Source organism: Leptospira congkakensis (assembly GCF_004770265.1).
GTDB classification, from domain to species: Bacteria; Spirochaetota; Leptospiria; order Leptospirales; family Leptospiraceae; genus Leptospira_A; species Leptospira_A congkakensis.
On the sequence record NZ_RQGQ01000004.1, the window covers coordinates 99,927 to 121,176 of the forward strand.

Sequence of the window (21,250 nt, forward strand, 5' to 3'; positions counted from 1 at the left end):
CTTATTTTTTAAGGGCAGCTTTCATTTTATCACCAACTTCACCAATATGCGCACAAATGCTGACACCAGCGTCTTGCATTGCCGCAATTTTAGAAGTGGCAGTTCCCATTCCACCGGAAATGATCGCACCGGCATGGCCCATACGTTTTCCTGGAGGAGCTGTTTGTCCTGCAATGAAACCAACTACTGGTTTTTTGACATGAGCTTTGATGTAAGCCGCGGCTTCTTCTTCTGAAGTTCCACCAATCTCACCAATCATTACGATTCCTTCTGTGTCCGGATCTTCGTTTAAGAGGCGAACCGCTTCGACGTGGTTCATCCCTGGAACTGGGTCTCCCCCGATTCCGATACAAGTGGACTGACCAAGGCCTGCCGCTGTTAAGGAAGCTACAGATTCGTAAGTCAAAGTTCCAGAACGAGAAACAATCCCGATTTTACCTGGAGTGTGGATGAAACCTGGCATAATTCCCATTTTTACTTTGTGTAATGGGTTGATGACTCCAGGGCAGTTCGGTCCTACCAGTTTGGTTTTGGAATTACGAAGTACGCTATATACTTTTAGCATATCGTGAGTAGGGATTCCCTCTGTGATACAAACCACGAGTGGGATTTCTGCAAAGATTCCTTCCAGAATCGCATCAGCAGCGAATGGAGGTGGAACAAAGATAATTGCTGCGTTTGCACCATCTTGGGTCATTGCATCTTTAATGGTGTTACGAACAGGAGCAGTTTTTCCAAATTCAGATGTCCAGATTTGTCCACCTTTACCTGGGGTCACACCAGCAACCACTTTTGTACCATATTCTAACATTTGAGTCGCATGAAAGGATCCTTCCTTACCGGTGATCCCTTGAACGACTACTCTTGTGTTTGCGTCAACTAATACAGTCATGTTTTATAGTTCCTATTTTTTGATTAGGGAGACGATTTTGTCTGCCGCGTCACGGAGTCCTTCCACTCCCACAATGTTCATACCGGATTCGTTCAGGATTTTTTTTCCTTCTTCCGCGTTGGTTCCTTTCAATCGAACCACTACTGGAACTGATACGTTTACCTTTTTCGTAGCTTCGATAATTCCAAGAGCCACTCGGTCACAACGAACGATTCCACCGAATACGTTTACAAAGATACCTTTTACGTTTGGATCAGAGAGGATGAGTCTAAAACCGTTTTCTACTGTAGTAGGGTTTGCTCCACCTCCGACGTCCAAAAAGTTTGCAGGTTCTGCACCAGCTAACTTAACGATGTCCATAGTTGCCATCGCAAGACCGGCACCATTTACCATACAACCGATGTTTCCATCTAACTTAACGTAGTTGAGGTTGTATTCTTTTGCTTTTACTTCATACGGATCTTCTTCAGAAATATCACGAAGAGCTTCGTTTTCTGGATGGCGGTAAAGAGCGTTTTCATCCAAATCCATCTTGCAGTCACCTGCAATGATTTCGTTTTGTTTTGTGAGGATGAGGGGGTTGATTTCAAGTAGTGCCGCATCTTCTTTGATGTAAGCATTGTACACTGCGTTCACAAGAGCTGTAAAAGACTTTTGTGCTTCGGCCGGGATTCCTAAAGCAAATGCGAGTTCACGCACTTGAGAACCTTGGACTCCGATACCTGGATCAATTTGGATTTTGATGATTTTTTCTGGGTGAGTTTCTGCAACTTCTTCGATTTCCATTCCACCTTCGGTAGAAGCCATAATGATGGTTTTGCGGAATGCTCTGTCGAGTAGGATGGAGAGGTAGTATTCCTTTGCGATTTCAAGACCTTGTTCCAAATAAATTTTGAGAACTTTTTTTCCTTCTTCGCCTGTTTGAGGGGTGATGAGTTGCATTCCGAGAATTCTCTCTGCAGCTGCTTTTGCGTCCTCTTTGGTTTTGGCGACTTTAACCCCGCCACCTTTTCCTCGTCCACCTGCGTGGATTTGGGCTTTCACCACAACTACTGGTGATTTTTGGACAACTTCGTTATATGCCTTTTCGAAATCACCGACTGTGTCGATGACCTTTCCGAACGGAACGTTGGCATTGTGTCTACGTAGGATTTCTTTGGCCTGGTATTCGTGGACTTTCATGGATTTCCTTATGTCATTGGTACGTCCGTTGGGCACGCCGACGGATCACTAGGGTAAGGCTCGTCGGACAGGGGAGATTGTCAAGACCGAATGAGAAGAAGTTACCAGCCAAACTCAGGGGATGGAACCATTCTTTATTGTATAGAAACAGAACAAAGGCAACTAGATGTAGAGTGAATCCTCTGGAATGTCAGGGAGTAACACTGTGAAAGTGGAACCTTTTCCTTCCAAACTTTCGACAGTAATTGTTCCACCGAGAACTTCCACCTGGGATTTTGTAATAAAAAGTCCGATCCCCCTTGCGTCTTCGTTTTTGTGAAAGGTTTTAAACATTCCAAAGATTTTGGCACCGTGTTTTTCTAAATTGATTCCAAGTCCATTGTCCTCAAAAGATAGAACCACTTGGTTTTCTGTTTTTTTGGCAGTGATTTTAAGAGAGGCACCAGTTTTCAAACGTACATACTTCACTGCATTCGAGATTAGGTTGAGGAGGATACTTTCTAGGTATACGGGAATGATTTTTAATTTTAAGTTCTTTTCTAAGTCAATGATGATTTGGATGTTTCTAGATTCAATCGATCCTTTGAGTATGTTCAAAGTTTTTTGAATTTCTTTTTCTAAATCACAAACTTCCACTGGTTTGTTTAACATCTGTCCTATGGAAACAATATCGTTTAAGTGAATGATTGTTTCGTTCAGTTTGTCCGCAGATGTGTGTAACATTTCCATGATACTTTTTTTTTCTTCATCTGTAGGATTTTCTTCTAACAAACCAATCAGAGATTTAAAGTTGGCAGAATGTTGTCTGACATTGTGTGAGATGATATAAGCAAAATTCTGCAAACGACTGTTTTGAATCCCTGTAAAATGTAACATCTTATCCGTGTTCTCCATCGCTTCTACAGTTTCTGTGATGTCTTCTAAGAGAAAAGAAAACTGATTGGATGTGAGAATTGATGTTCGGAGGGAATAGATTTTTTTGATACTTTTATCTTTGGGAAAAAGTTCCGAGTGATTGATGAGAATTCGGGATGGTTTTCCTCCTTCCAGGGAGTGGACGATCTCAGAAAAAAATCCATCTGATTGAAACGTTGGAAATAAATCTAGGAGCGACTGGGTATTTTTCTGATTTATTTTTTGATCAAAAATCGATCTAGCCATCGGGTTTGCATAGATAAGATTACTCTCTAAGGAAAGTTCAGAACTGGGAGATTCAAAAACTAATACAGAATGAGGTAGGCCATTCGCAAACAGAACGAAGGTAGTCGGGAGTGAATTTTTAGAAGAAAACATAAGGGTTCAAACTTTTGCAAGGTAAACTACCCTTACCATCCATCTGACGAAGCAAATCTAAAAATTATGTCATTCTTTTCGGCTAAAGTTTATTCCAATAGGGAGAAAGTCTGAGGGAATTGCAGAACCTTCCTTTCGATTTCGTTTGGATGAGATCGAATCGATTGGCTCCATGCGGAGCTAGGTAGATATTGCCATCTGGACCTAAGGCACCACCCCGATAGGAATCTCCTGCAGTAGTTTTAGGAAAGAGAGTTGTGATGGTATTGTCTTTGGTATCAATCGATATAAAATCTGTAGCATTATCACTCGGAACGGGATAGATTTTTCCGTTGGGAGCAAGAACAGCACCATTGAACATATTTGTTGTTGGAGCCGGAAGGTAAGCTGCTATGTCAATTTGATTCGTGGTCGGGTTTAAATAAATCACAGGATGTGCATTGTATGGAATGAAATAAATTCGTCCATTCGGAGTGAGGACACCGGCAATATAAGCACCACTACCGGGAAATACATAAGGGTGGAAGGAGACCGAATCATCTTTTGTATCCAGAATGGCCATACTTGTCGCTAGAAACGGAATGAAATATATCTTTCCTTGAGGGGTTAGAACCGCCGAAGAGTAACCACTTCCGGTTGGGGTTGTTACGGATCCAATGGAAGCTTTGTTTGTATCATAATAACGAATGATGGTTTCCGAACTTGGAACAAAGTAAATTTTTCCATTGGGAGCATACATTGCTCCGTTATAAGCTGTTGCCGACATACTTGGGTTACCCATAGTCGCCTTTGCGTTGTTATTTGTAGTGTCTATCGATTGGAAATCATTCAATTGATGTGGTGATAAATATATTTTCCCCGAAGGTCCAAGTGAACCACCGATAAACTCAACATAACTACTTTTCGAACCAACATTCGTATAAGCTTTGGTTACTGGGTTAATGGATAAAAACATCTCAGATGCATACGGTAGAAAATAGATCTCTCCATTCGGCGCATTGAGAGCCCCTTGGAAAGCGGTGGAGCTATTTCCCGTTATGGAACCGATGGTTTCCGATCTATATTGAAATAAATCTTCCGTTCCATCGGATCCTAGTGCAAACTGTGATTCCATCTCTGCTTTGACCTGGGGCCAATTCTCGGCTAAATGAGTTTCTTCGTAGGAAAGGTCGCAGGCGGGTAACTTTATGGACAGATTGTAACCACACTGGTTACTTTTATCCTTTGTAATGAGCCTGTAAAAAATGTTGGGTAGAAAAATAGAGTCCTCTAGGTCGCAAGGATTGTCAGCTTTGGGGCTGGCGCAGGAAACTAATAAAGAGAAAAAGAAACATGAAACAAAGAAACGGTTCATAAAGGTTTAAATTTGGATGTTATGGAAAACAGGACAGCAGAATCAAGCGAGAAAGATATTTCTTGATACGGTAGAATCCGTAGCGAAAATCTTTAGGATTGGACAGGTTTGAACTTTGGACCCTATGTTCAGAAATTAATCATTGTTAAAGTAAGTGAAAATTTGGGTTCCCCGTTCCGATTTTTTCGGCGGTTGGCATGATTTGAAAGAACTGGGATCTTTCGCTTGTTAGCAAGAAGCAGGCCATAAGTGAATTTTCACTTATGGCAATTGTTCTAATCGATCAATCAGAACCCGGCCGCCGTTCTCTTTTAGAGTGAACAGCCGAGTCTTAGGAATTAATGCGGATCTTCCGAGCAATAGATTCCGACTTGTCGATTGTGAGTCAATTCGGTTGTCACACAATAATTTGGTGGCGGTGGTGGATTTGCGTGAGAAAAATAAAAGGCCGCAGTATTCGGGCCATTGATAACTTCGTAATATGTTGGATTCTGGTTAAGGAAAGTTCCTCGATAGATAGCTCCGCAAGCCCAACCTTCTCCCCAATAATCTCCCCAAACACGTACAGTATGATATCCGGGATTATGATATGTGGTCATATTCGGGCCCCGAGTATAGCCAGCTGGACAACTTACGTAAGCACTGATTCCATTCGCCGCAACGTCGTAAAAGCCACGATTTACATAGCAACCTCTTACTTGGCAGGAAATGGTTTCTACACCGGTGCCGCCGCATCCCGCTACTGGATCGAGGCAAATTCGAGATCTTGATCGTGTGCCAAGACCACAATTTGCACTACAATCACTCCATGCCGTCCAAGCTCCCCATCCAGAGGTTCCTGCAAGGGTTGTCACTGTGAGTCCGACATTCGCTTGTCCACGGTTTCCCACTTCATCCAACCCAACGATACAAACATTGTAGGTTGTGTTTTGAAATAGACCACCAACGACAGTTGCCACTTGTGCATTGGGAACAAAGTTGCTAATGTTAGGTGAATGTTTCCAAGGTGCATTTTGGCATTCTGCATCATTTGTGATTGGGCTTATGGAAATACCAATTTCATAATGGTTGATATTTCCTGTCATTCCATCATCCCCAACATTCAACCAAGTCAATTGGATCTGGTCTTGTGAAATTCCTGTACCAAGAAAGGAACTGACTTGGGCCGGAGCTATGAGATCAGCTTCATATACCATAATTTGAACAAAGTCTGTCCCCATTCTAGGTCCACCATAACAAGTGGAACTGGAGTCAGTGAAACTCAATTCAAGTGTATACATTCCTGCTACATCTGGAATAAAGGAAGCATTCAATTGGTTTCCATTCGTAATTTGTGCATTGGTTAAATTAGAAGTCGGTGGTTTCGAGATGAAGGTCCAATGATAAATATAACTTGCAGGGTTTGCGGAACAAACACCGGAGTCCGGGTCATAGGATTGCGAACCATTGAGTAGGACTGGTGTTGTTGCCATTGCATTCAATTGGTCTGGGCCTGCATTAACAATCGGTGGTAAGTTACCGAGCATTGTCGTTGCAGAAACAACCCCATTCCATCGACCTTTGTTTCCAACTTCATCATAGCCTCTCACACAAAAGTAGTATTTTGTATCGGCACTGAGTTGTGTTACTAGAAAGTTGACATTGGTTCCTACTGTGACCCCACTAATGGAGTTTGTCACTTCGTGGCTATTGTCACAATCTGCGTCCGTATTGATCACACTTGCTGATCTTCTAATTTCGTAAGAAGATGCATTTCCGGTGTTTCCATCATCACCAACGGCTGTCCATGCGAGTTGGATGGTTTCATTTGTCATTGCCGTTGCGGTGAGAGTGGTTACATCGGCTGGTCTCACCGTGTCGCTCACAGCATAGGTAGTGGCAGATACGTTAGAGGAAGCCCATTCATTGCGATTTCCATTATGATCATAGGCACGAATACAATAAAAGTAGGTAGTGTGTGGTGCATGGCCGTTTGCATCCCATATTTCCACCGAACCTGCGTTCTTTGGAGTTAAGGTATGGAAGATTGTACTTGCTGCAGAACATTTTGCGTCCGTGTCGATATTGGTAGTGGCTCGACGAATTTCGTAAGCACTCACTTTTCCAAATGAACCATCGTTCCCTGGAGCTTGCCATCGCAAACGAACTCTCGTTGTTGACATTGCCGTTGCCGTCAGAGTTGTAATATTGTTAGGTGGAACTGTGTCAATGACAGTCACCGTGGAGGTTGCTTGGAAAGAACCAACGGTTACTTGAACTCCTGCGATCCCAGGGGCAATGGCTTGGAATACAGAGGAAGAAAATTCACCGACTGGTGTTCCACTGAGTCCGTTCCCCGTTGTGACAAAGGTCGATCTTACATACCTTGGGGAGCCAAGATAAGATGCTAAAATAGAGAATGTAATTTTTTCATCTAGATACATCCTTGCTTGGTTAGGAATGACAGTCAGGGAATCAATCAATGGATTGAATTCACCGTTTGGTGTATGGTCGGCAACATTTGGAATTCCATCTAAATCCGTATCAGGAAAAGAGGCTGCATTCGGAGAAGACGCACTGTTTGGATTGAATCCATTGTCAATCTCCCAAGCATCCAAGTAACCGTCGTTATCTCTATCGGTATCGTAATTGCTGACGAAGGTAGGGTCTCCAGAACTTGCAGGATAGATAAATATATTTGAGGTTGGCCTAGTCGTGTTATTTCCATACACATCTACAGCTAAAACTTGGATTTGAATTCCTGCTTGGACCATTGCTTCATAAGGGATGAGTGCGGAAAACCAATTGCCCGGTTCTGGGGTCATTCGGATAGCGACAGTGCCTTGTCCAGATGGTCCTGTGATGAGATATACTGACATCGTATCTCCATCAGGTTCGATCACTTGTGCTCGCACACGGAAAGGTAAATACGAGGATCCAGGTTTAAAATCGTAAAAGGCTCCTACGATATTGGGGGCATTATTTCCTGGTGGCGGAGTTCCTCCTCCAAAGACAGAAAATGTTCTAGATTGGAATTGGATTTTGTCGGTACTCGCGGATGTTAGAGTTCCATCCCAGCCTCCACTCACTCTCCCTGCGTTGCTAGCATCAGCAGTTGTGGAATAAATAAAACCTTGTGATTTGTTTTTTACTAGGTTGAGAGCTTCAATTTTTTCAACGTCTTGTGTAAGTGAGATCACAACATCTTTTTTAAATCGGTAGGAAGGAGTCACTTCATACGCATCGGTTGTGGGAATGAATCCATTGGGCAAACTGGTTGGAGTAACAGTGTATTTTTTGATGGAAAAAGTTTTTTCCTCGTCCATTGCTCCTGGAGGAATCAAAACTTCAAAATTTCCATCTGATGATTTGATCAATGTTCCTGCGGGTCCTGCAGTGGCACTCCCCACGCTCGTTGCTGAACCAACAACAAGTCCTAATGTTTCTAGTTTTTTATCAGCTTCTTTGGAAAAATCCAAAAGAGCGATACAAGAGATCATGAGTTGGCTCACGATTAGAAGGTTTATAATTTTTTTCACTTTCTTGTTACCCAGTATTTTTAATATGCGCTACCCTCTGATTGGGCCAAAAGACTGTCGAACTAATTTGTTATGCGAGGTTAAAAAATAAGTTTTAACAGCTGCTTTGTTTAGGGATTTCCTTGGTGCGTACGATTCGAACGGTGTTCAGATTGTACGGATTGGACAGGTTTGAACGTTTGTTCAGTGGTCTTTGGTAGAGGTCCTAATCTTTGTTAGAATAGGTTAAAACCTGGGTTCGGTTTAGAATTTTTTTTCCTGAAGTCGTCAGGTTTGGAAAAAAGCTCGGATCTCTTTCTGGGTCATTAAGCAGGAGTTTCACGTCCCTGATTTTTTCATAACATTCTTTCATAAAGAGTTGGTGGCCACAACCTAGTAGATGGTAACCTTCGTGGATGAGGGTGGATTTGGGGCTCGTAAATAGAAGTTGGATGGTGGATTGGTATTTTGCTTTGATATAACCTCTTGTATTGGACTGGCCTTCCACAGCCCCTTGGATTTCTAATTTGATACCCACACCTGCAAAGATTCCGAGAGTCAAAACTTCAAAAGCCATATCTCCCCAAGTTCTTCCTTTTAAATATACAAGTCTGTCACAATCTTTTGTTAGGGGAGTTGACATTAGGTATCCCAAGATATCAGCTCCCCAAAATCCAGGCCTATCCATAACACCTAAATGGGTAGGTTCCGCTTTAAGTTGGTACAAAGACAATTCTTCGTTCCAAGCGGTAAATAAATCAGCAATTTCTTCTTTCGTGATATCTGGTTCCGAGAGTAGGCAAGCTCTGAATTTGGATTCTTGGCCGAAGGAAATTTTTTCTCGGGTATCTTTTTGATGAAATCCAATGGTGGTGCAATGAAAAAGAAAAAATAGAAGGAGAAAAGGAAATGTCTTTAACATATAGAGTAGAGAGTCCTAGTTTTCTTTCGATTTGTTTTTACGCCAAACCTTAAAAATCGGAAACACAACGGATACGATTGTCCGCATTGTTTGATTTTGCAATGGGACCACCACTGGAATAACCAAAAAAAACGATAAAAGCTTCTGAAGGATCTGCTAGCCGAGTCGTTGATGTCCAGTAATGAACACTAGGGGGGCCGAGGGAAACATTAGTATTCGGAAAGTAAATAGGGTCAACTCCAGGATTCCCATAAGTAAGATAGAAATCGAGTAAACTTCTTAGTTCATTGGCATTAGGAAGTCTCCAGGTTCTTCCTGCCAGGTTTAAACTTTGACAATAGCTGATGGCCCCAGACCAATTGGTGGTGAGTTCTGCTCCGCCAGTGCAAGTGGTAAGGTTCGTTAGGCCAGCGGTACATCTTTGCCAAACGAGAGAAGTATCTAGGTCAAGAATGGTTCCATCGTTATTGTTTTGGAGTCGTTTGTTCTTGGGAGGAGTCCCGTTGGAAACACAACGCAAACGGTGATTGTCAGAAAAACTTCCAGTTCCAATACTAGATTCAATAAAAGTGGGATAGAATGCAGCAGTTCCTGGGGTAATTTCTGTATTTGTTTTATAATTATAACTATCGGTTGCTGGAAAATAGGTTTGGTTGATGGAAGGATTTGCTAGTGAATAATCAAAGGTACTTACGTACTCATCGATTTCCGGAACCCGCCAGTCAGTGCGACCGGCAAATCCAGATCCTGCATTGAGACTGGCGCATTCAGTTCGAGCGGCCATAAATTGAAAGTCTGTTAGCCCGGTTGGTGTACAGCCAATGGAATTTTTTCCCCTTTGGCAACTGGTCCATACTAAGCCCGTATTGAGATCGGTTGTGATTTCTACACCTGCGACAAGAGTTGGGCCGATAAAACTTTGAGAAATCCCTTTTTGAAGGTTGCCATCTTGGCCGGATACACTTGAGCAGATGGCTGGGTTGTTGGCCGCATCGTAACAAGTTGTGAGATTGGTTTTTAAGGGTAGTTTACCCATCCACGCTGGTTGGTAAGTACAACTGGCACTCCCTTTCGGGTTACTGGCGGTAATGGTATAGGATTCTCGATTTGCTTTCCAGCCGGAATAACTTCCTTGGAGAGAATTGGAGAAAGGAGAAAAAGAAATTCCTTCTGGAAGTGGGGGTGTTGCAGAAAAACTCAAACGATTTCCATCAGAGACAAATCCTTCCGTAAAGAAAGTTCCGTTCACTCTAGGGATGAGTGGGGGACAAATTAAAAATGTGGGCGGTTCTACTTTCAAAGCAACTCCACAATGAGCTGTCTCATCGAAGTTAACATACCTTAGGAACAAACTTTCGAGGTAATCATCTGACTTGGGATCACAGAGGTTGTTGAAATTTGATTTTTGGCAAAAAAAAGAGAGAAAAGGAACCAGAAAAGTACAGATTGTTCTTTTGGTTCTTGATAACATGAAAATCTACGCGAAGGAGATGATCCTTCCTCTGATTTCTTAGGGATTTAATCAAGAACTTTCTTTTTATAATCTTCAATTTGTAATTTAAAACTTTCGATTCGTTTGGAATCGGCAGTAAGAAAGGAAGTGAGTCCCAAAGTTTTCTCTGCCTTAGGCAAATTGCCCACTAAAAGATAGAGTTGTACAAGTCGTAACAGATTGGATAGGTGACCTGGGTTACGAAGCCGGATCCTTTCTCCCATATCAATGGCCTTTCCATATTCCTTAGTTTGTTTGTAAGTGAAGGAAGCCAAATAAATAAGGTCTGTGTCCCCTGGAAATTCTTCTATATAGGCATTCAATTTTTCGGAAGCAAGGGAATAGTCTTTCATTCGTACGAGAAGACGGATGAGAGCCCTTTGGATTTCTTGGTTTTCGGGATTAATTTTATTGGCATCGATCAAATTGGATTTTGCTTTTTCCAATTGGTTGTCTTTGATATTGGTTCTGGCCTTTCGCATGAGCTCATAGGATTCTTTTCTTATGGAACGTGCGGGTAGGGTGAGGTTTTCTTTAAAAGAGATTCGCATCAAACTAAGATCATCTGTGAGTTCTCCCGTTTCTAAAATGGATTGGTAAATGGATTTTAGATCACCTTTCCCTTTTTCTACATGGTGCAAAAATAATTCTTCGTCATGATTGATTTTTCGTAAGTCTTCCTCGCTTACAAACTCAATATCATCTCGGCCGTCTGAACCTAAAATCAAAACATCGCCAGGTTGCAACTGTAAGGTGGATATCTCTAATGAGTTTTCTTTGACAGGGGTTCCTAATTTTCTAAGTTCCGAATTATTTTTAATGAATTCTGCCGCATCGTTTCGAAATAAAACAGACCAAGGGTGTTCTGCATTTAAATAATAAACGAGTCCAGTTTCATCATCAATTAGTCCCATAACCATGGAAACTAACATAGAACAGTCGAAGCTTTCGAATATATGATGGAGTTCTTGGTAGGCATTTTTGATCCATCTTTCTGCATACAGGACTTTGACAGACTGGACGGCGATGGAACGTTCTAAGATGGATTGGACGGCAGCACCCAGAACAAGAACTCCTCCTGCCCCTTGTAAAGATTTTCCCATGGCATCGGCATTCAGAAAAAAAGTATAATCCTTTCCCCGAAGTGACAGAGTTCTAGTGATACAAATGTCCCCTCCAATTTCATTTTCTCTTCCGTGAAAGGTAAAGGTTTTCTTTTGTTTGATAAAAAAGTCTGTTTTTACGTTGGATCCAAGTGTTTTGTTTAAACTGAGTGGTTTGATGAGAAGTGAGGTAAGGAAATAATCTCCATCCTGTTGTTTTTTTAAATATTCAACTGTTTCCAAACTATTTCTGAGTTCAGAAGTTTTTGCTTCAACTAATTCTTGTAAGTTTTCTCTAATCCTTCCTACTTCTCTAGTTGCTTTTTCGAAATTTTCTGCGAATTGAATGAATTCTTTGTCGATCGAAAGTATGGGAAGAGAACCCCGCCCCCCACTTGCCAAACTATTTGCGGATTCATTGATTTGTTCTAAGGTTAAGTTGATGGATTGGAAAAACATAAAAATCAAAATGACCGCTTCAAAAAAAGTCATCGTAATAAAAGCCGAAATCTTGACGAGACTAGCATTTTCAAAAGAGATAAAAACAGCGAGTACACTTAAAGAAAGTAATATGAGGATGAGTAAAAAGATAAATTTACCCTTTAGGCTCATGATTCCATAATTTTTATGAATGGTCACATCTCTATAGGCTAAGATCTTTTTGATTTCCACGCGTTTTGCTCCGGTGAAATAATCGGAGATGATATAGGAAAATCCTCCATACACAAAAACAGCCGCAAGCCAACCGATAAAGATTAGAGATAGTTCGTAGAACGGATATTTGTATATGATATAAGTGATCGTTACGGAGATAAATACAAAACAGGCATAACGAACTGCAGCAAACATATTTTCTTTGGGAAAATCAATAATGGATTTTAAAATGTTTTCTAGTTCGAGGATATCCTTGTGGCGGATGGTTTCATTGGGTCGGAGTGTTATGTTTAATTTTTTGGTATCGGATCTAAATCCCTTATAACCAATTGGTGACAAAATTCCAAACTCAACACTATGGCCTACTGCAGCAAATAAAGTTGTGATCACAAAAACAAAAACCACTTCGGGATGGTTGGCTGCGGTAAAGTCGGGGATTAATGCCGAACCAAAGAAGTAAGCATAAAATGCCCCAAAAAAGGCACCGAGTAATGAAAAAAATACAATGGCAAAACTATAGGAAATGTATTTATAGAAAAATTTGAAAATACGATCAAAAAAGCTACTCATTCAGATCCCTCGAGGAAAACAAAATCTAGAGATAAAAAATACTTAGTAAAGATTTTTTATAGAAATGTTCTAAAAAAGTTAGATGTCTTATTAAAAAGAACTTTATTCTGAATCTCTCTAGTTTAGGTTTCTACCATATGGAACTAATAAACAGAAAAATTGTGATTACCGGTGCAGGATCCGGAATCGGAAAAGAAACCGTATTACAAGCATTAAAGCATGAAGGTGTAAAGATCCTCGCCTGTGATTTGAATGAACAAAACATTCTCGTCCATCCCAATGTGATTCCTTACAAATGCGACGTATCGAAAAAAGAAAACTTGGACAAATTATTGAAAGATGCGGATAAAAAATTGGGTGGAATCGATATATTTTATGCCAACGCTGGTTTTGCTTATTACGAAGTGATTCCTGATGCTGATTGGGATAAAATTGATCGTATTTACCGTACGAATGTTTTTTCTCCTTTGTACACCCTGATTGCCCTCAACCATACGAGAAAGGATCCGTTTTTATTCATTGTGACGGCATCCGCAATGAGTCATTTGGCATTGCCTGGTTATGCTCAGTATTCTTCGACAAAAGCGGCAGTTCGTTCTTTTATCGATGCCTATCGCTATGAATTAAAACCCGGAAATCGAGTGATGGTGGTTTATCCCATTGCAACAAGAACCAAATTCTTTGATGCAGCAGGAAATAAAGTTCCAGTTCCGTTCCCAAGCCAATCACCAGAAACAGTCGCTAAAAAAGTTGTGAATGGAATTTTGTCCGATGCGAAAGAAGTGTATCCATCTTTTCTATTTCGTTTCATCCAAATATTGGATCGATTTCTATTTTTCATCTTACCGGCGTATCAAAAAATTGAAGCCTCAAAATTGGATTCTTTGAAAAAATAAGTCTACAGAATCGTGGATTCTCAATTTTCAAAAGACGAAGGTAAGGACGAGAAATCACTGAGAGGTCTCTCCGTCGAAGAAACTTTTGTCGAAGCAGAACTTTTGACAACCATCATGAATGTCAGTTCCACTGCCATGATGGTTCTCAATCCTTTGGGACAGGTTCAATATGCAAACCCTGCTTCCGAGACTGTCCTTGGGGTCAAACTGAATGATATCCTTTCCCGCACTTATAATGCGCCCGAATGGAAAAATACTTCTCTGGATGGAAGTCCTTGGCGAGACGAAGACCAACCATTTGATATTGTTTTAAAAACCAAAAAACCGGTAACAGACATTCGTCATGCTATCGAAGATTCTTCGGGAAATAAAAAATATTTATCGATTAACGGATCCCCCGTTTTTAATAAACAGGGGGAATTATCTTTTCTTGTTTTTCTCATCACAGATATTTCTGAAAATGTTTTAAAACAAAAAACCTTAGAATACAATGAATCTAAATATCGTAAGATCACCGAACTTTCCTTAAGTTTAGTTTATGATATGGACATCCAAACCGGTGTGAACCTTTGGGGTGGTGCCATCCAAGAAATCACAGGTTATACGGAGGAGGAATTCCAAAAAGTTGGTTTTACTGAGTGGTTTGCTTCGATCCATCCAGAGGACAGAGAAAATACATTGAAGTTGTTTCGGGAATCTTCTGCGTCTCGTCAAAAATTTTCTGCCGAATATCGTTACCAAACAAAATCAGGCCGTTATGTTTACATAGAAGATAATGGAATTTTTATATATAACGATAGTGGAGTCGCCTATAGAATGTTTGGTGCTATGATCGACCGAACAAAACAACAAGAAGCAAATTTTGCACTAAAAGAATCGGAATCACAATTGATGATGGCTCTTGATGCCGCAAAAATGGGAATCTGGAGCTGGGACATGGAAACAAGGAAAATCTATTGGTCCCCACAAACTTACAGTATTTATGGATTTCCTGGTGAAAACTTTGAAGTCACTGTTGAAAAATTTTTCGAGCTTACATACAAAGAAGATTTGGAGTTTTTAGGGAAAGAAACAACTCTCCTTCTTGAGGATGAAAATCGTTCTGCTTACCGACTTCGGAACCGGATCAATCACACGGATGGAAAATTACATTGGGTTGAAGCCATCGGGAAACTCACGAGATCCAAAGATGGTAAACCCTTAAATCTAAGGGGAACCATTCTTGATATCACTGACGTTAAATTAAGTGAAGAAGCCTTAAGGAAATCTGATGAAAGGTTTGAAGCATTTTATCAGTTTTCTACAGAAGCTTTTCTGATTTTTGATGAAAGTGGATTAACAGCAAAAGATTCAAATTTTGCATTTCAAAAGTTATTCGGTTACGAATTTGAGGACACACCAAAACTTAAAATCAGAAATCTTTTATCTGGTTCCTCCCTTCGTAAAATTCGAGAAAAAATTGGAGCCAATCAAACTGGTTCTATTGAAATTGTTTGTAGAAAAAAAAATGGGGATTTTTTCCCAGCTTTAGTTTCTATCAAACGATTTCTTTATAAAGAAACAAATTCGATTGCCTATAGTATTTTTGATCTAAGCCCGTTGAAAGAAGTGGAAGAGTTGCGTTTGATCAATTCAGAAATCAGGGATAAAAACAAACTCATTGAAAAACAAAAATTAGAATTGGAAATGGCGTTTGAAAATTTAAAACGAACCCAAGAACAATTGATCCAATCTGAAAAACTTGCTGCCTTAGGTCAGTTAATTGCAGGTATTGCGCACGAAATCAATAATCCCATTGGTGCCGTGAAAGCATCCAATCAAAATATGTTGGATTGGCAAAAACGGTATGGGCTTGCCTCCCAACTATTTCGGGAAGCCATTTTATCAGTTCCTGTTTTGGAACAGAAAATTCTAAAAACGATTCTTGGCAACTTAGACCAACCCATAGAGTTTTATACAGGGAAAGAGGAACGTCTTCGTAAAAAAAGAAATAAAGAAGTGTTTCTTGCCAATGGATTTTTACCGGCTTTGGCAGAAGAACTTTCTGATATCTGGGTGGATTTAGGAATCGGAGAGATTGATCCTAGTTATTTACCTTTATTCCATTCTCATTATATAAAAGTATTTTTAGACTATTTGTCTTTGGAGATCCAATTTCAAAGAAACACTCGTTCCATCCAATTGGCTGTGGATCGAATTTCAAAAATCATGTACGCTCTCAAAAACTTTTCACGTTTTGATGCCAATGGTAAAAAAAATAGAGCCTCCATTCCTGAAACCATTGAAACGGTTCTTACCATTTACCAAAGCCAATTGAAACGTGGAATCAGTTTAATCAAAAACTTTGATCCTGTAGAACCTATTGATTGTTATCCGGAAGATTTGTTACATGTTTGGACCAATTTAATTTATAACGCACTGCAAGCTATGTCGTTTGTTGGGGAATTGGAAATTTCAGTAAAAGACAATCAGGAAGAAATTCTTGTTTCCTTTAAAGATTCGGGAGTGGGGATTCCAAAAGAAATAGAATCAAAAATTTTTGAACCATTTTTTACCACAAAACCTCCTGGCGAAGGGAGTGGGCTTGGACTGGATATTGTGAACAAAATTATAAAACGACATGGAGGAAGGATTGAACTATCTTCCGTTCCAGGAGAGACAATCTTTATGATTTACCTTCCCAAAAAAAATTAGGTCCTCATAGCATTGGAGATCATAGCGATGAGTTCTCCTTCATCCCAAGGTTTTTTCAAACAAGTAATGGGTCCAATTTCAGAATCCAAATCTTCAATTGATTTTTGATCAGCGAAACCTGTTACGATTACTTTCTCAATCTCTGGATAGGAATAATGTACTTTTCGTAAAAATTCATCTCCATTCATTCCTGGCATAGACCAATCAGAGATGATGATGGAAACAGAACATCCTTCTTCTTCTAGTTCTTTGAGTAAATCCCAAGCTTCTTTGGCATTGTCAGCCGTAAGGTATTTATATTTTTCTCCGAAATGTTGTCTGACTTGTGACTTCATACTCAGTAGGATGATGGTTTCATCATCTACAAAGAGAATGGCTTTTTTTTTATTTTTAGTCTCAGTCACAGTTGTCACAGGGGATTGTTATACCTGTTCCTTATTGAATTGCAAGTAAATCTTGCCAAATTCTTCCATTTTCTATTCTTGTAGCATATGACATCTTATCCCAATCTTCTCTCCCCTTTATCACTAGGATTCACTACACTTCGGAATCGAACCATTATGGGCTCTATGCACACAGGCTTAGAAGAGGCTCCCAACGGGTATGAACGTATGGCTGCATTTTATGGAGAAAGAGCCAAGGGTGGAGTGGCGCTGATTGTTACAGGAGGGATTGCTCCGAATGAAGCTGGGCGAGTTTCTCGTGGTGGCGGAGTTATGGATACGGAAGAAGAGGCAAAACACCACCGAGTGGTGACTGAGGCTGTCCACAAAGAAGGTGGAAAGATCGCCATGCAAATCCTTCATACGGGAAGGTATGGTTACCATGATAAAATTGTAGGGGCATCCAACCTCAGAGCTCCCATCAATATGTTCAAACCTCATCCTCTCACGGAAGAAGAAATCCATCAAACCATCGAAGACTTTGCCCGTTGTTCGGAACTGGCGAAGTTAGCTGGATATGATGGTGTTGAAATTATGGGGAGTGAGGGTTATCTCATCAACCAATTCATTGCCAAACGTACAAACAACCGAACAGACGATTGGGGTGGAAGTTTTGAAAACCGTATTAAGTTTCCTATTGAGATTATCAAAGCGGTTCGCAAACGAGTGGGAACAGATTTTATCATCATTTACCGTTTGTCTATGTTAGATCTTGTTGAAGATGGTGGTAACATTGACGAAGTTCTGATTCTTGCCAAAGAAATTGAAAAAGCAGGAGCCACTATCATCAATACGGGAATCGGTTGGCATGAAGCTCGGATTCCGACCATTGCGATGATGGTACCAAGAGCTGCTTTTACTTGGGTCACTGCCAGAGTGAAAGGACATGTAAACATTCCTCTTGTAACTTCGAACCGTATCAACACTCCAGAAATTGCAGAGTCAGTTCTCGCTGCCGGAGATGCTGATTTAGTATCTATGGCAAGACCCTTCCTTGCTGATTCTGCATTTGTTAACAAAGCAGCAGCAGGTAAATCACAAGAGATCAATACTTGTATCGCTTGTAACCAAGCATGTCTCGATCATATCTTCCAAGGAAAAATTTGTAGTTGTTTGGTGAATCCAAGAGCTTGTCATGAAACTGATCTTATCATTACCAAAACATCCAAACCAAAAAAAGTAGCGGTTGTGGGTGCAGGTCCCGGTGGAATGGCTTGTTCTACAACTCTTGCTGAACGCGGACATTCTGTAACATTGTTTGATGCCGGACCTGAACTTGGAGGTCAATTAAACATTGCTCGTCGGATTCCAGGGAAAGAAGAATTCAAAGAAACCATTCGTTATTTTGGTGAGATGGTAAAAAAACATGGAGTGGATCTCAAACTCAATACTTTTGTATCAGCTGAAGACCTCATCAAACAAGGATTCGATGAGGTGGTTCTTGCAACTGGAGTCATTCCTCGTATCCCTGAAATTCCTGGAATTAGTGGAGCCAATGTATTAAGTTATGTGGATGTGGTTTTAAAAGGAAAACCGGTTGGGAAACGAGCTGTTGTGATGGGTGCTGGTGGGATAGGGTTTGATGTGAGTCTTTTACTAACCGATGCGGGCCATGATTTTACCAAAGAGAATTATTTAAAGGAGTGGGGAATCAACCAAAACATCACAAAGGATGGGGGACTCAGTGTAAAAGACACTCCTCATTCTGGTCGAGAAGTGACCATGTTAAAACGTTCCAATAGTAAATTTGGAGCCACTCTTGGAAAAACAACGGGTTGGATTCATAAAACCTCACTGGAAGATAGGAAGGTGACTCAAATCTCAGGGGTTACTTATAAATCCATCGAAGCTGATGGAATTGTCATCGAAGTAAAAGGGGAATCTAGAAAAATTCCATGTGATACGGTTGTTGTTTGCGCAGGACAAGATCCCAATCGAACATTACTGGCACCTTTGGAATCAGCAAAAATTCCTGTGCATTTGATTGGTGGGGCAGACCTCGCTTCCGAACTAGATGCCAAACGTGCGATTGACCAAGGGACAAGACTCGCCGTAACCATTTAGAATCTTTATGAGTACAAAACGTCCGCTGAAAATTTCCGTAAAGAATTCTGAATTTCAGATCCTTATGGCACTGCGGACTAACCGTTCCAAACGAAGCCAGGAAAACGAAGTGTTTGTGGAAGGAACGGAGAACATCAAACAATTGATTGCTGCTCGTTGGCAAATCACAAGGATTTTGTTTCGGGACGGGGTGAAGTTATCCAATTGGGGAGAATCCGTTTTACAGGCATATCCTTCTGCGAAACAGGTAGAGGTTTCTCTCGATTTGTACATTGAACTTTCAGAAAAAGAAAACCCTTCTGAGTTAATTGTTACAGCAAAAATTCGGAAGTTTGAATTTTCTGATTTAAAATTGGAAAAAAACAGTAAGCCGTTTTATCTACTTTTTGATCGGCCGAGTGATTTGGGAAACTTTGGGTCGATCCTAAGGTCAGCAGATGCTTTTTCTGTGGATGCTGTTTTTGTTTTGGGGCATGCAATCGATGTTTATGATCCAAAGGTCATCCGCTCAAGTCTCGGAAGTGTATTTCATACAAAGTTATTATTCATTGAATCTCTTTCTGTTTTAGAAACATTTATCCAAAAAGAAAAAGAACGCTCTGGACTTCTAGTGGTAGGAAGTGATTCTACAGGCGAACATTCGTTAGCAGAGAAGGTTTTGAATTCTCCAATCCTTATCATTTTAGGAAATGAAGCCAAAGGGATGAGTGTTCATTTACAATCCCTTTGTGACTCCATCTTTAAAATTCCCATGAATGGAGTTGTGAATTCGCTGAATGTATCGGCAGCCGGTTCCATTTTGCTCTGGGAAGTGGCAAAGAACCGGAATTAGTTTTTAGTTTAAAAATCTAACGGCAAGTTGCAATCGATCCATCTGGGTTGTATTTTACACTCGCTCCTGAAGTGAATTGGATGTACTTAACTCCGTCCACACAAACCTCATCATAACCAAAATACTTTGCGCAACCACGGGAGATGGTTCCGCATCCGACAAAAAAGAAACTAAATAGGAGTAGGATTCGTATCGGTTTAAGTGGTTTCACTTGAGACTCCTTGGTTGGCAAATAGTCCGTTCCAAATCTCTTCTAGATGCGAAATATGCGCAGTGAGTTGGTTTCTATGATACAGGACTGTGTTCAATTTTTTTAAGTTATGAAGTGATTTTGGCAAGTGGTATAGAATTTCTTTTGTTTGGATGGTTTGGTTTTCTAGGTCAATGAGTTTGAATTTTTTTAGTTTAGAAAATATGGATTCCAATTGGTTATGGAAAATTTCCGCTCTCAGTTCGGAGGCAAGAGTGATTTCTGGAAATGAAACTTCAATTTGTTTTTTGAGTTTGATCAACAATTCGACAAACTGATCCTTTTTGATTTTGGTTTCTTTCCCGAATTTTAATAGGATAAAGGAAGTTAGGTTCCCTAAGGTAACAGTATAGTTTTTGCCTAATTTATCAGCCACAAGACGCACCACTTGGTCCGCCGTTAAGTCTGAATCAAATTGAAATGGTTTGCCATATTTAATATATAGTTTTGTTTTTTCATAAGAGAGGTGATCGTAGGTCAGAGTAAAACTATTAAAATTAAGTTTTTCTATTTTAGTTTTTATATAATAGGCTCCTCGTTTCACTTGGTTTAAAAAACCGTCATGGTTGTAGGTTCCTTCTGGAAACATAAATAAATTTCGTCCTTTTTTGATATGGGTGACTAGGTCATTCCATTCGCTATCTACTTTGTCTCTTAACTCTCCCTTTTTGATGAGTTCTCTTGTGTTGTCACGAAACGGACGTTTGATGGGAACTGCACCTATATAACGGAGTAGTATGGGGATTATTTTCGTAGCATCGATGAATCGAAAGATCCATTTGACGATTCCTTTGGCTCGGAATTCTTTTTGTAAAAATCCTGGTTCTAAAATGTCTTCTCTGGCGGGAATGATCATTTTAGTTTTTGGTTTGAGTCTTGGATATACCATGGATAGGGAAACAACATCGGCCTCCGAAACATGGTTGCATAATAAAGCAGAAGGATAAGGTGTTTCTAAGTGTTTGTCTGCGTCTGAAAAATTTTCTTCAATCGAATGGAAAACTAGTCCTTTTGTAAAACTGACTAGTTTGATTAAGATATCATACGGAACCGTTCTTTTTTTAGGTTTCATTCGGATAGATATCCTTGCCTAAGCAATAAAAGTCAATTGG

Annotated in this window: 15 protein-coding genes; 4 read left to right on the forward strand and 11 right to left on the reverse strand. The window is 40.3% G+C overall.

Going from position 1 to position 21,250, the window contains the following annotated elements:
* Nucleotide 1: 1 nt before the first annotated feature.
* The 8 genes from sucD to EHQ70_RS01480 all read right to left on the reverse strand — a co-directional run bounded on the left by sucD (nucleotide 2) and on the right by EHQ70_RS01480 (nucleotide 12,959).
* Entirely contained in the window at nucleotides 2–892 is an 891-nt protein-coding gene (gene sucD / locus EHQ70_RS01445) for a succinate--CoA ligase subunit alpha (protein ID WP_135583207.1), read from the reverse strand.
* 12 nt (nucleotides 893–904) lie between these two features.
* A complete protein-coding gene (gene sucC / locus EHQ70_RS01450; protein ID WP_135583208.1) occupies nucleotides 905–2,074 on the reverse strand; it encodes an ADP-forming succinate--CoA ligase subunit beta in 1,170 nt (389 codons plus the stop codon).
* 162 nt (nucleotides 2,075–2,236) lie between these two features.
* The gene (locus EHQ70_RS01455) at nucleotides 2,237–3,367 is read right to left on the reverse strand and encodes a sensor histidine kinase (RefSeq protein WP_135583209.1); all 1,131 of its coding nucleotides are present in this window, start codon (nucleotides 3,365–3,367) and stop codon (nucleotides 2,237–2,239) included.
* Between the two features lie 82 nt (nucleotides 3,368–3,449).
* Nucleotides 3,450–4,481, reverse strand: coding sequence for an NHL repeat-containing protein (locus EHQ70_RS01460; RefSeq protein ID WP_244288188.1), 1,032 nt, complete (start codon nucleotides 4,479–4,481; stop codon nucleotides 3,450–3,452).
* 578 nt (nucleotides 4,482–5,059) lie between these two features.
* Nucleotides 5,060–8,239, reverse strand: coding sequence for a fibronectin type III domain-containing protein (locus EHQ70_RS01465; RefSeq protein WP_135583211.1), 3,180 nt, complete (start codon nucleotides 8,237–8,239; stop codon nucleotides 5,060–5,062).
* Nucleotides 8,240–8,444: 205 nt separating this feature from the next.
* A complete protein-coding gene (locus EHQ70_RS01470) occupies nucleotides 8,445–9,140 on the reverse strand; it encodes a hypothetical protein (protein WP_135583212.1) in 696 nt (231 codons plus the stop codon).
* 49 nt (nucleotides 9,141–9,189) lie between these two features.
* Nucleotides 9,190–10,611 carry an Lcl C-terminal domain-containing protein gene (locus tag EHQ70_RS01475; protein WP_135583213.1) on the reverse strand — a complete coding sequence of 474 codons (1,422 nt, stop codon included), beginning with the start codon at nucleotides 10,609–10,611 and terminating at the stop codon, nucleotides 9,190–9,192.
* Between the two features lie 47 nt (nucleotides 10,612–10,658).
* The gene (locus EHQ70_RS01480) at nucleotides 10,659–12,959 is read right to left on the reverse strand and encodes a PP2C family protein-serine/threonine phosphatase (RefSeq protein WP_135583214.1); all 2,301 of its coding nucleotides are present in this window, start codon (nucleotides 12,957–12,959) and stop codon (nucleotides 10,659–10,661) included.
* A gap of 137 nt (nucleotides 12,960–13,096) precedes the next feature.
* Between EHQ70_RS01480 and EHQ70_RS01485 the strand changes: the two genes are divergently transcribed.
* Both EHQ70_RS01485 and EHQ70_RS01490 read left to right on the forward strand, forming a co-directional pair.
* Nucleotides 13,097–13,855, forward strand: a complete 759-nt coding sequence (locus EHQ70_RS01485) for an SDR family NAD(P)-dependent oxidoreductase (RefSeq protein WP_135583215.1) — start codon at nucleotides 13,097–13,099, stop codon at nucleotides 13,853–13,855.
* Nucleotides 13,856–13,969: 114 nt separating this feature from the next.
* The gene (locus tag EHQ70_RS01490; RefSeq protein WP_425270015.1) at nucleotides 13,970–16,549 is read left to right on the forward strand and encodes a PAS domain S-box protein; all 2,580 of its coding nucleotides are present in this window, start codon (nucleotides 13,970–13,972) and stop codon (nucleotides 16,547–16,549) included.
* On the opposite strand, the gene EHQ70_RS01495 is transcribed toward EHQ70_RS01490, so the two are convergent.
* Nucleotides 16,546–16,953 (reverse strand): response regulator, encoded by a 408-nt coding sequence (locus EHQ70_RS01495; RefSeq protein ID WP_425270003.1) that lies wholly within the window; start codon nucleotides 16,951–16,953, stop codon nucleotides 16,546–16,548. The genes EHQ70_RS01490 and EHQ70_RS01495 overlap by 4 nt on opposite strands.
* 87 nt (nucleotides 16,954–17,040) lie before the next feature.
* Between EHQ70_RS01495 and EHQ70_RS01500 the strand changes: the two genes are divergently transcribed.
* Both EHQ70_RS01500 and EHQ70_RS01505 read left to right on the forward strand, forming a co-directional pair.
* On the forward strand, nucleotides 17,041–19,056 hold the full coding sequence (locus EHQ70_RS01500; protein ID WP_135583218.1) for an oxidoreductase: 2,016 nt from the start codon (nucleotides 17,041–17,043) through the stop codon (nucleotides 19,054–19,056).
* A gap of 7 nt (nucleotides 19,057–19,063) precedes the next feature.
* Entirely contained in the window at nucleotides 19,064–19,888 is an 825-nt protein-coding gene (locus EHQ70_RS01505) for a TrmH family RNA methyltransferase (RefSeq protein WP_135583219.1), read from the forward strand.
* Between the two features lie 16 nt (nucleotides 19,889–19,904).
* On the opposite strand, the gene EHQ70_RS01510 is transcribed toward EHQ70_RS01505, so the two are convergent.
* On the reverse strand, nucleotides 19,905–20,099 hold the full coding sequence (locus EHQ70_RS01510; protein ID WP_135583220.1) for a hypothetical protein: 195 nt from the start codon (nucleotides 20,097–20,099) through the stop codon (nucleotides 19,905–19,907).
* A complete protein-coding gene (locus EHQ70_RS01515) occupies nucleotides 20,086–21,210 on the reverse strand; it encodes a 1-acyl-sn-glycerol-3-phosphate acyltransferase (RefSeq protein ID WP_135583221.1) in 1,125 nt (374 codons plus the stop codon). Before EHQ70_RS01515 ends, EHQ70_RS01510 begins: the two co-directional genes overlap by 14 nt.
* Nucleotides 21,211–21,250: the final 40 nt, after the last annotated feature.

Excerpts from the sequence above, each read along its gene's own strand:
- sucD (WP_135583207.1), bottom strand. The coding sequence starts at position 892 with ATGACTGTATTAGTTGACGCAAACACAAGAGTAGTCGTTCAAGGGATC.
- sucC (WP_135583208.1), bottom strand. The coding sequence starts at position 2,074 with ATGAAAGTCCACGAATACCAGGCCAAAGAAATCCTACGTAGACACAAT.
- EHQ70_RS01455 (WP_135583209.1), bottom strand. The coding sequence starts at position 3,367 with ATGTTTTCTTCTAAAAATTCACTCCCGACTACCTTCGTTCTGTTTGCG.
- EHQ70_RS01460 (WP_244288188.1), bottom strand. The coding sequence starts at position 4,481 with ATGGAATCACAGTTTGCACTAGGATCCGATGGAACGGAAGATTTATTT.
- EHQ70_RS01470 (WP_135583212.1), bottom strand. The coding sequence starts at position 9,140 with ATGTTAAAGACATTTCCTTTTCTCCTTCTATTTTTTCTTTTTCATTGC.
- EHQ70_RS01475 (WP_135583213.1), bottom strand. The coding sequence starts at position 10,611 with ATGTTATCAAGAACCAAAAGAACAATCTGTACTTTTCTGGTTCCTTTT.
- EHQ70_RS01480 (WP_135583214.1), bottom strand. The coding sequence starts at position 12,959 with ATGAGTAGCTTTTTTGATCGTATTTTCAAATTTTTCTATAAATACATT.
- EHQ70_RS01485 (WP_135583215.1), top strand. The coding sequence starts at position 13,097 with ATGGAACTAATAAACAGAAAAATTGTGATTACCGGTGCAGGATCCGGA.
- EHQ70_RS01490 (WP_425270015.1), top strand. The coding sequence starts at position 13,970 with ATGAATGTCAGTTCCACTGCCATGATGGTTCTCAATCCTTTGGGACAG.
- EHQ70_RS01500 (WP_135583218.1), top strand. The coding sequence starts at position 17,041 with ATGACATCTTATCCCAATCTTCTCTCCCCTTTATCACTAGGATTCACT.
- EHQ70_RS01505 (WP_135583219.1), top strand. The coding sequence starts at position 19,064 with ATGAGTACAAAACGTCCGCTGAAAATTTCCGTAAAGAATTCTGAATTT.
- EHQ70_RS01515 (WP_135583221.1), bottom strand. The coding sequence starts at position 21,210 with ATGAAACCTAAAAAAAGAACGGTTCCGTATGATATCTTAATCAAACTA.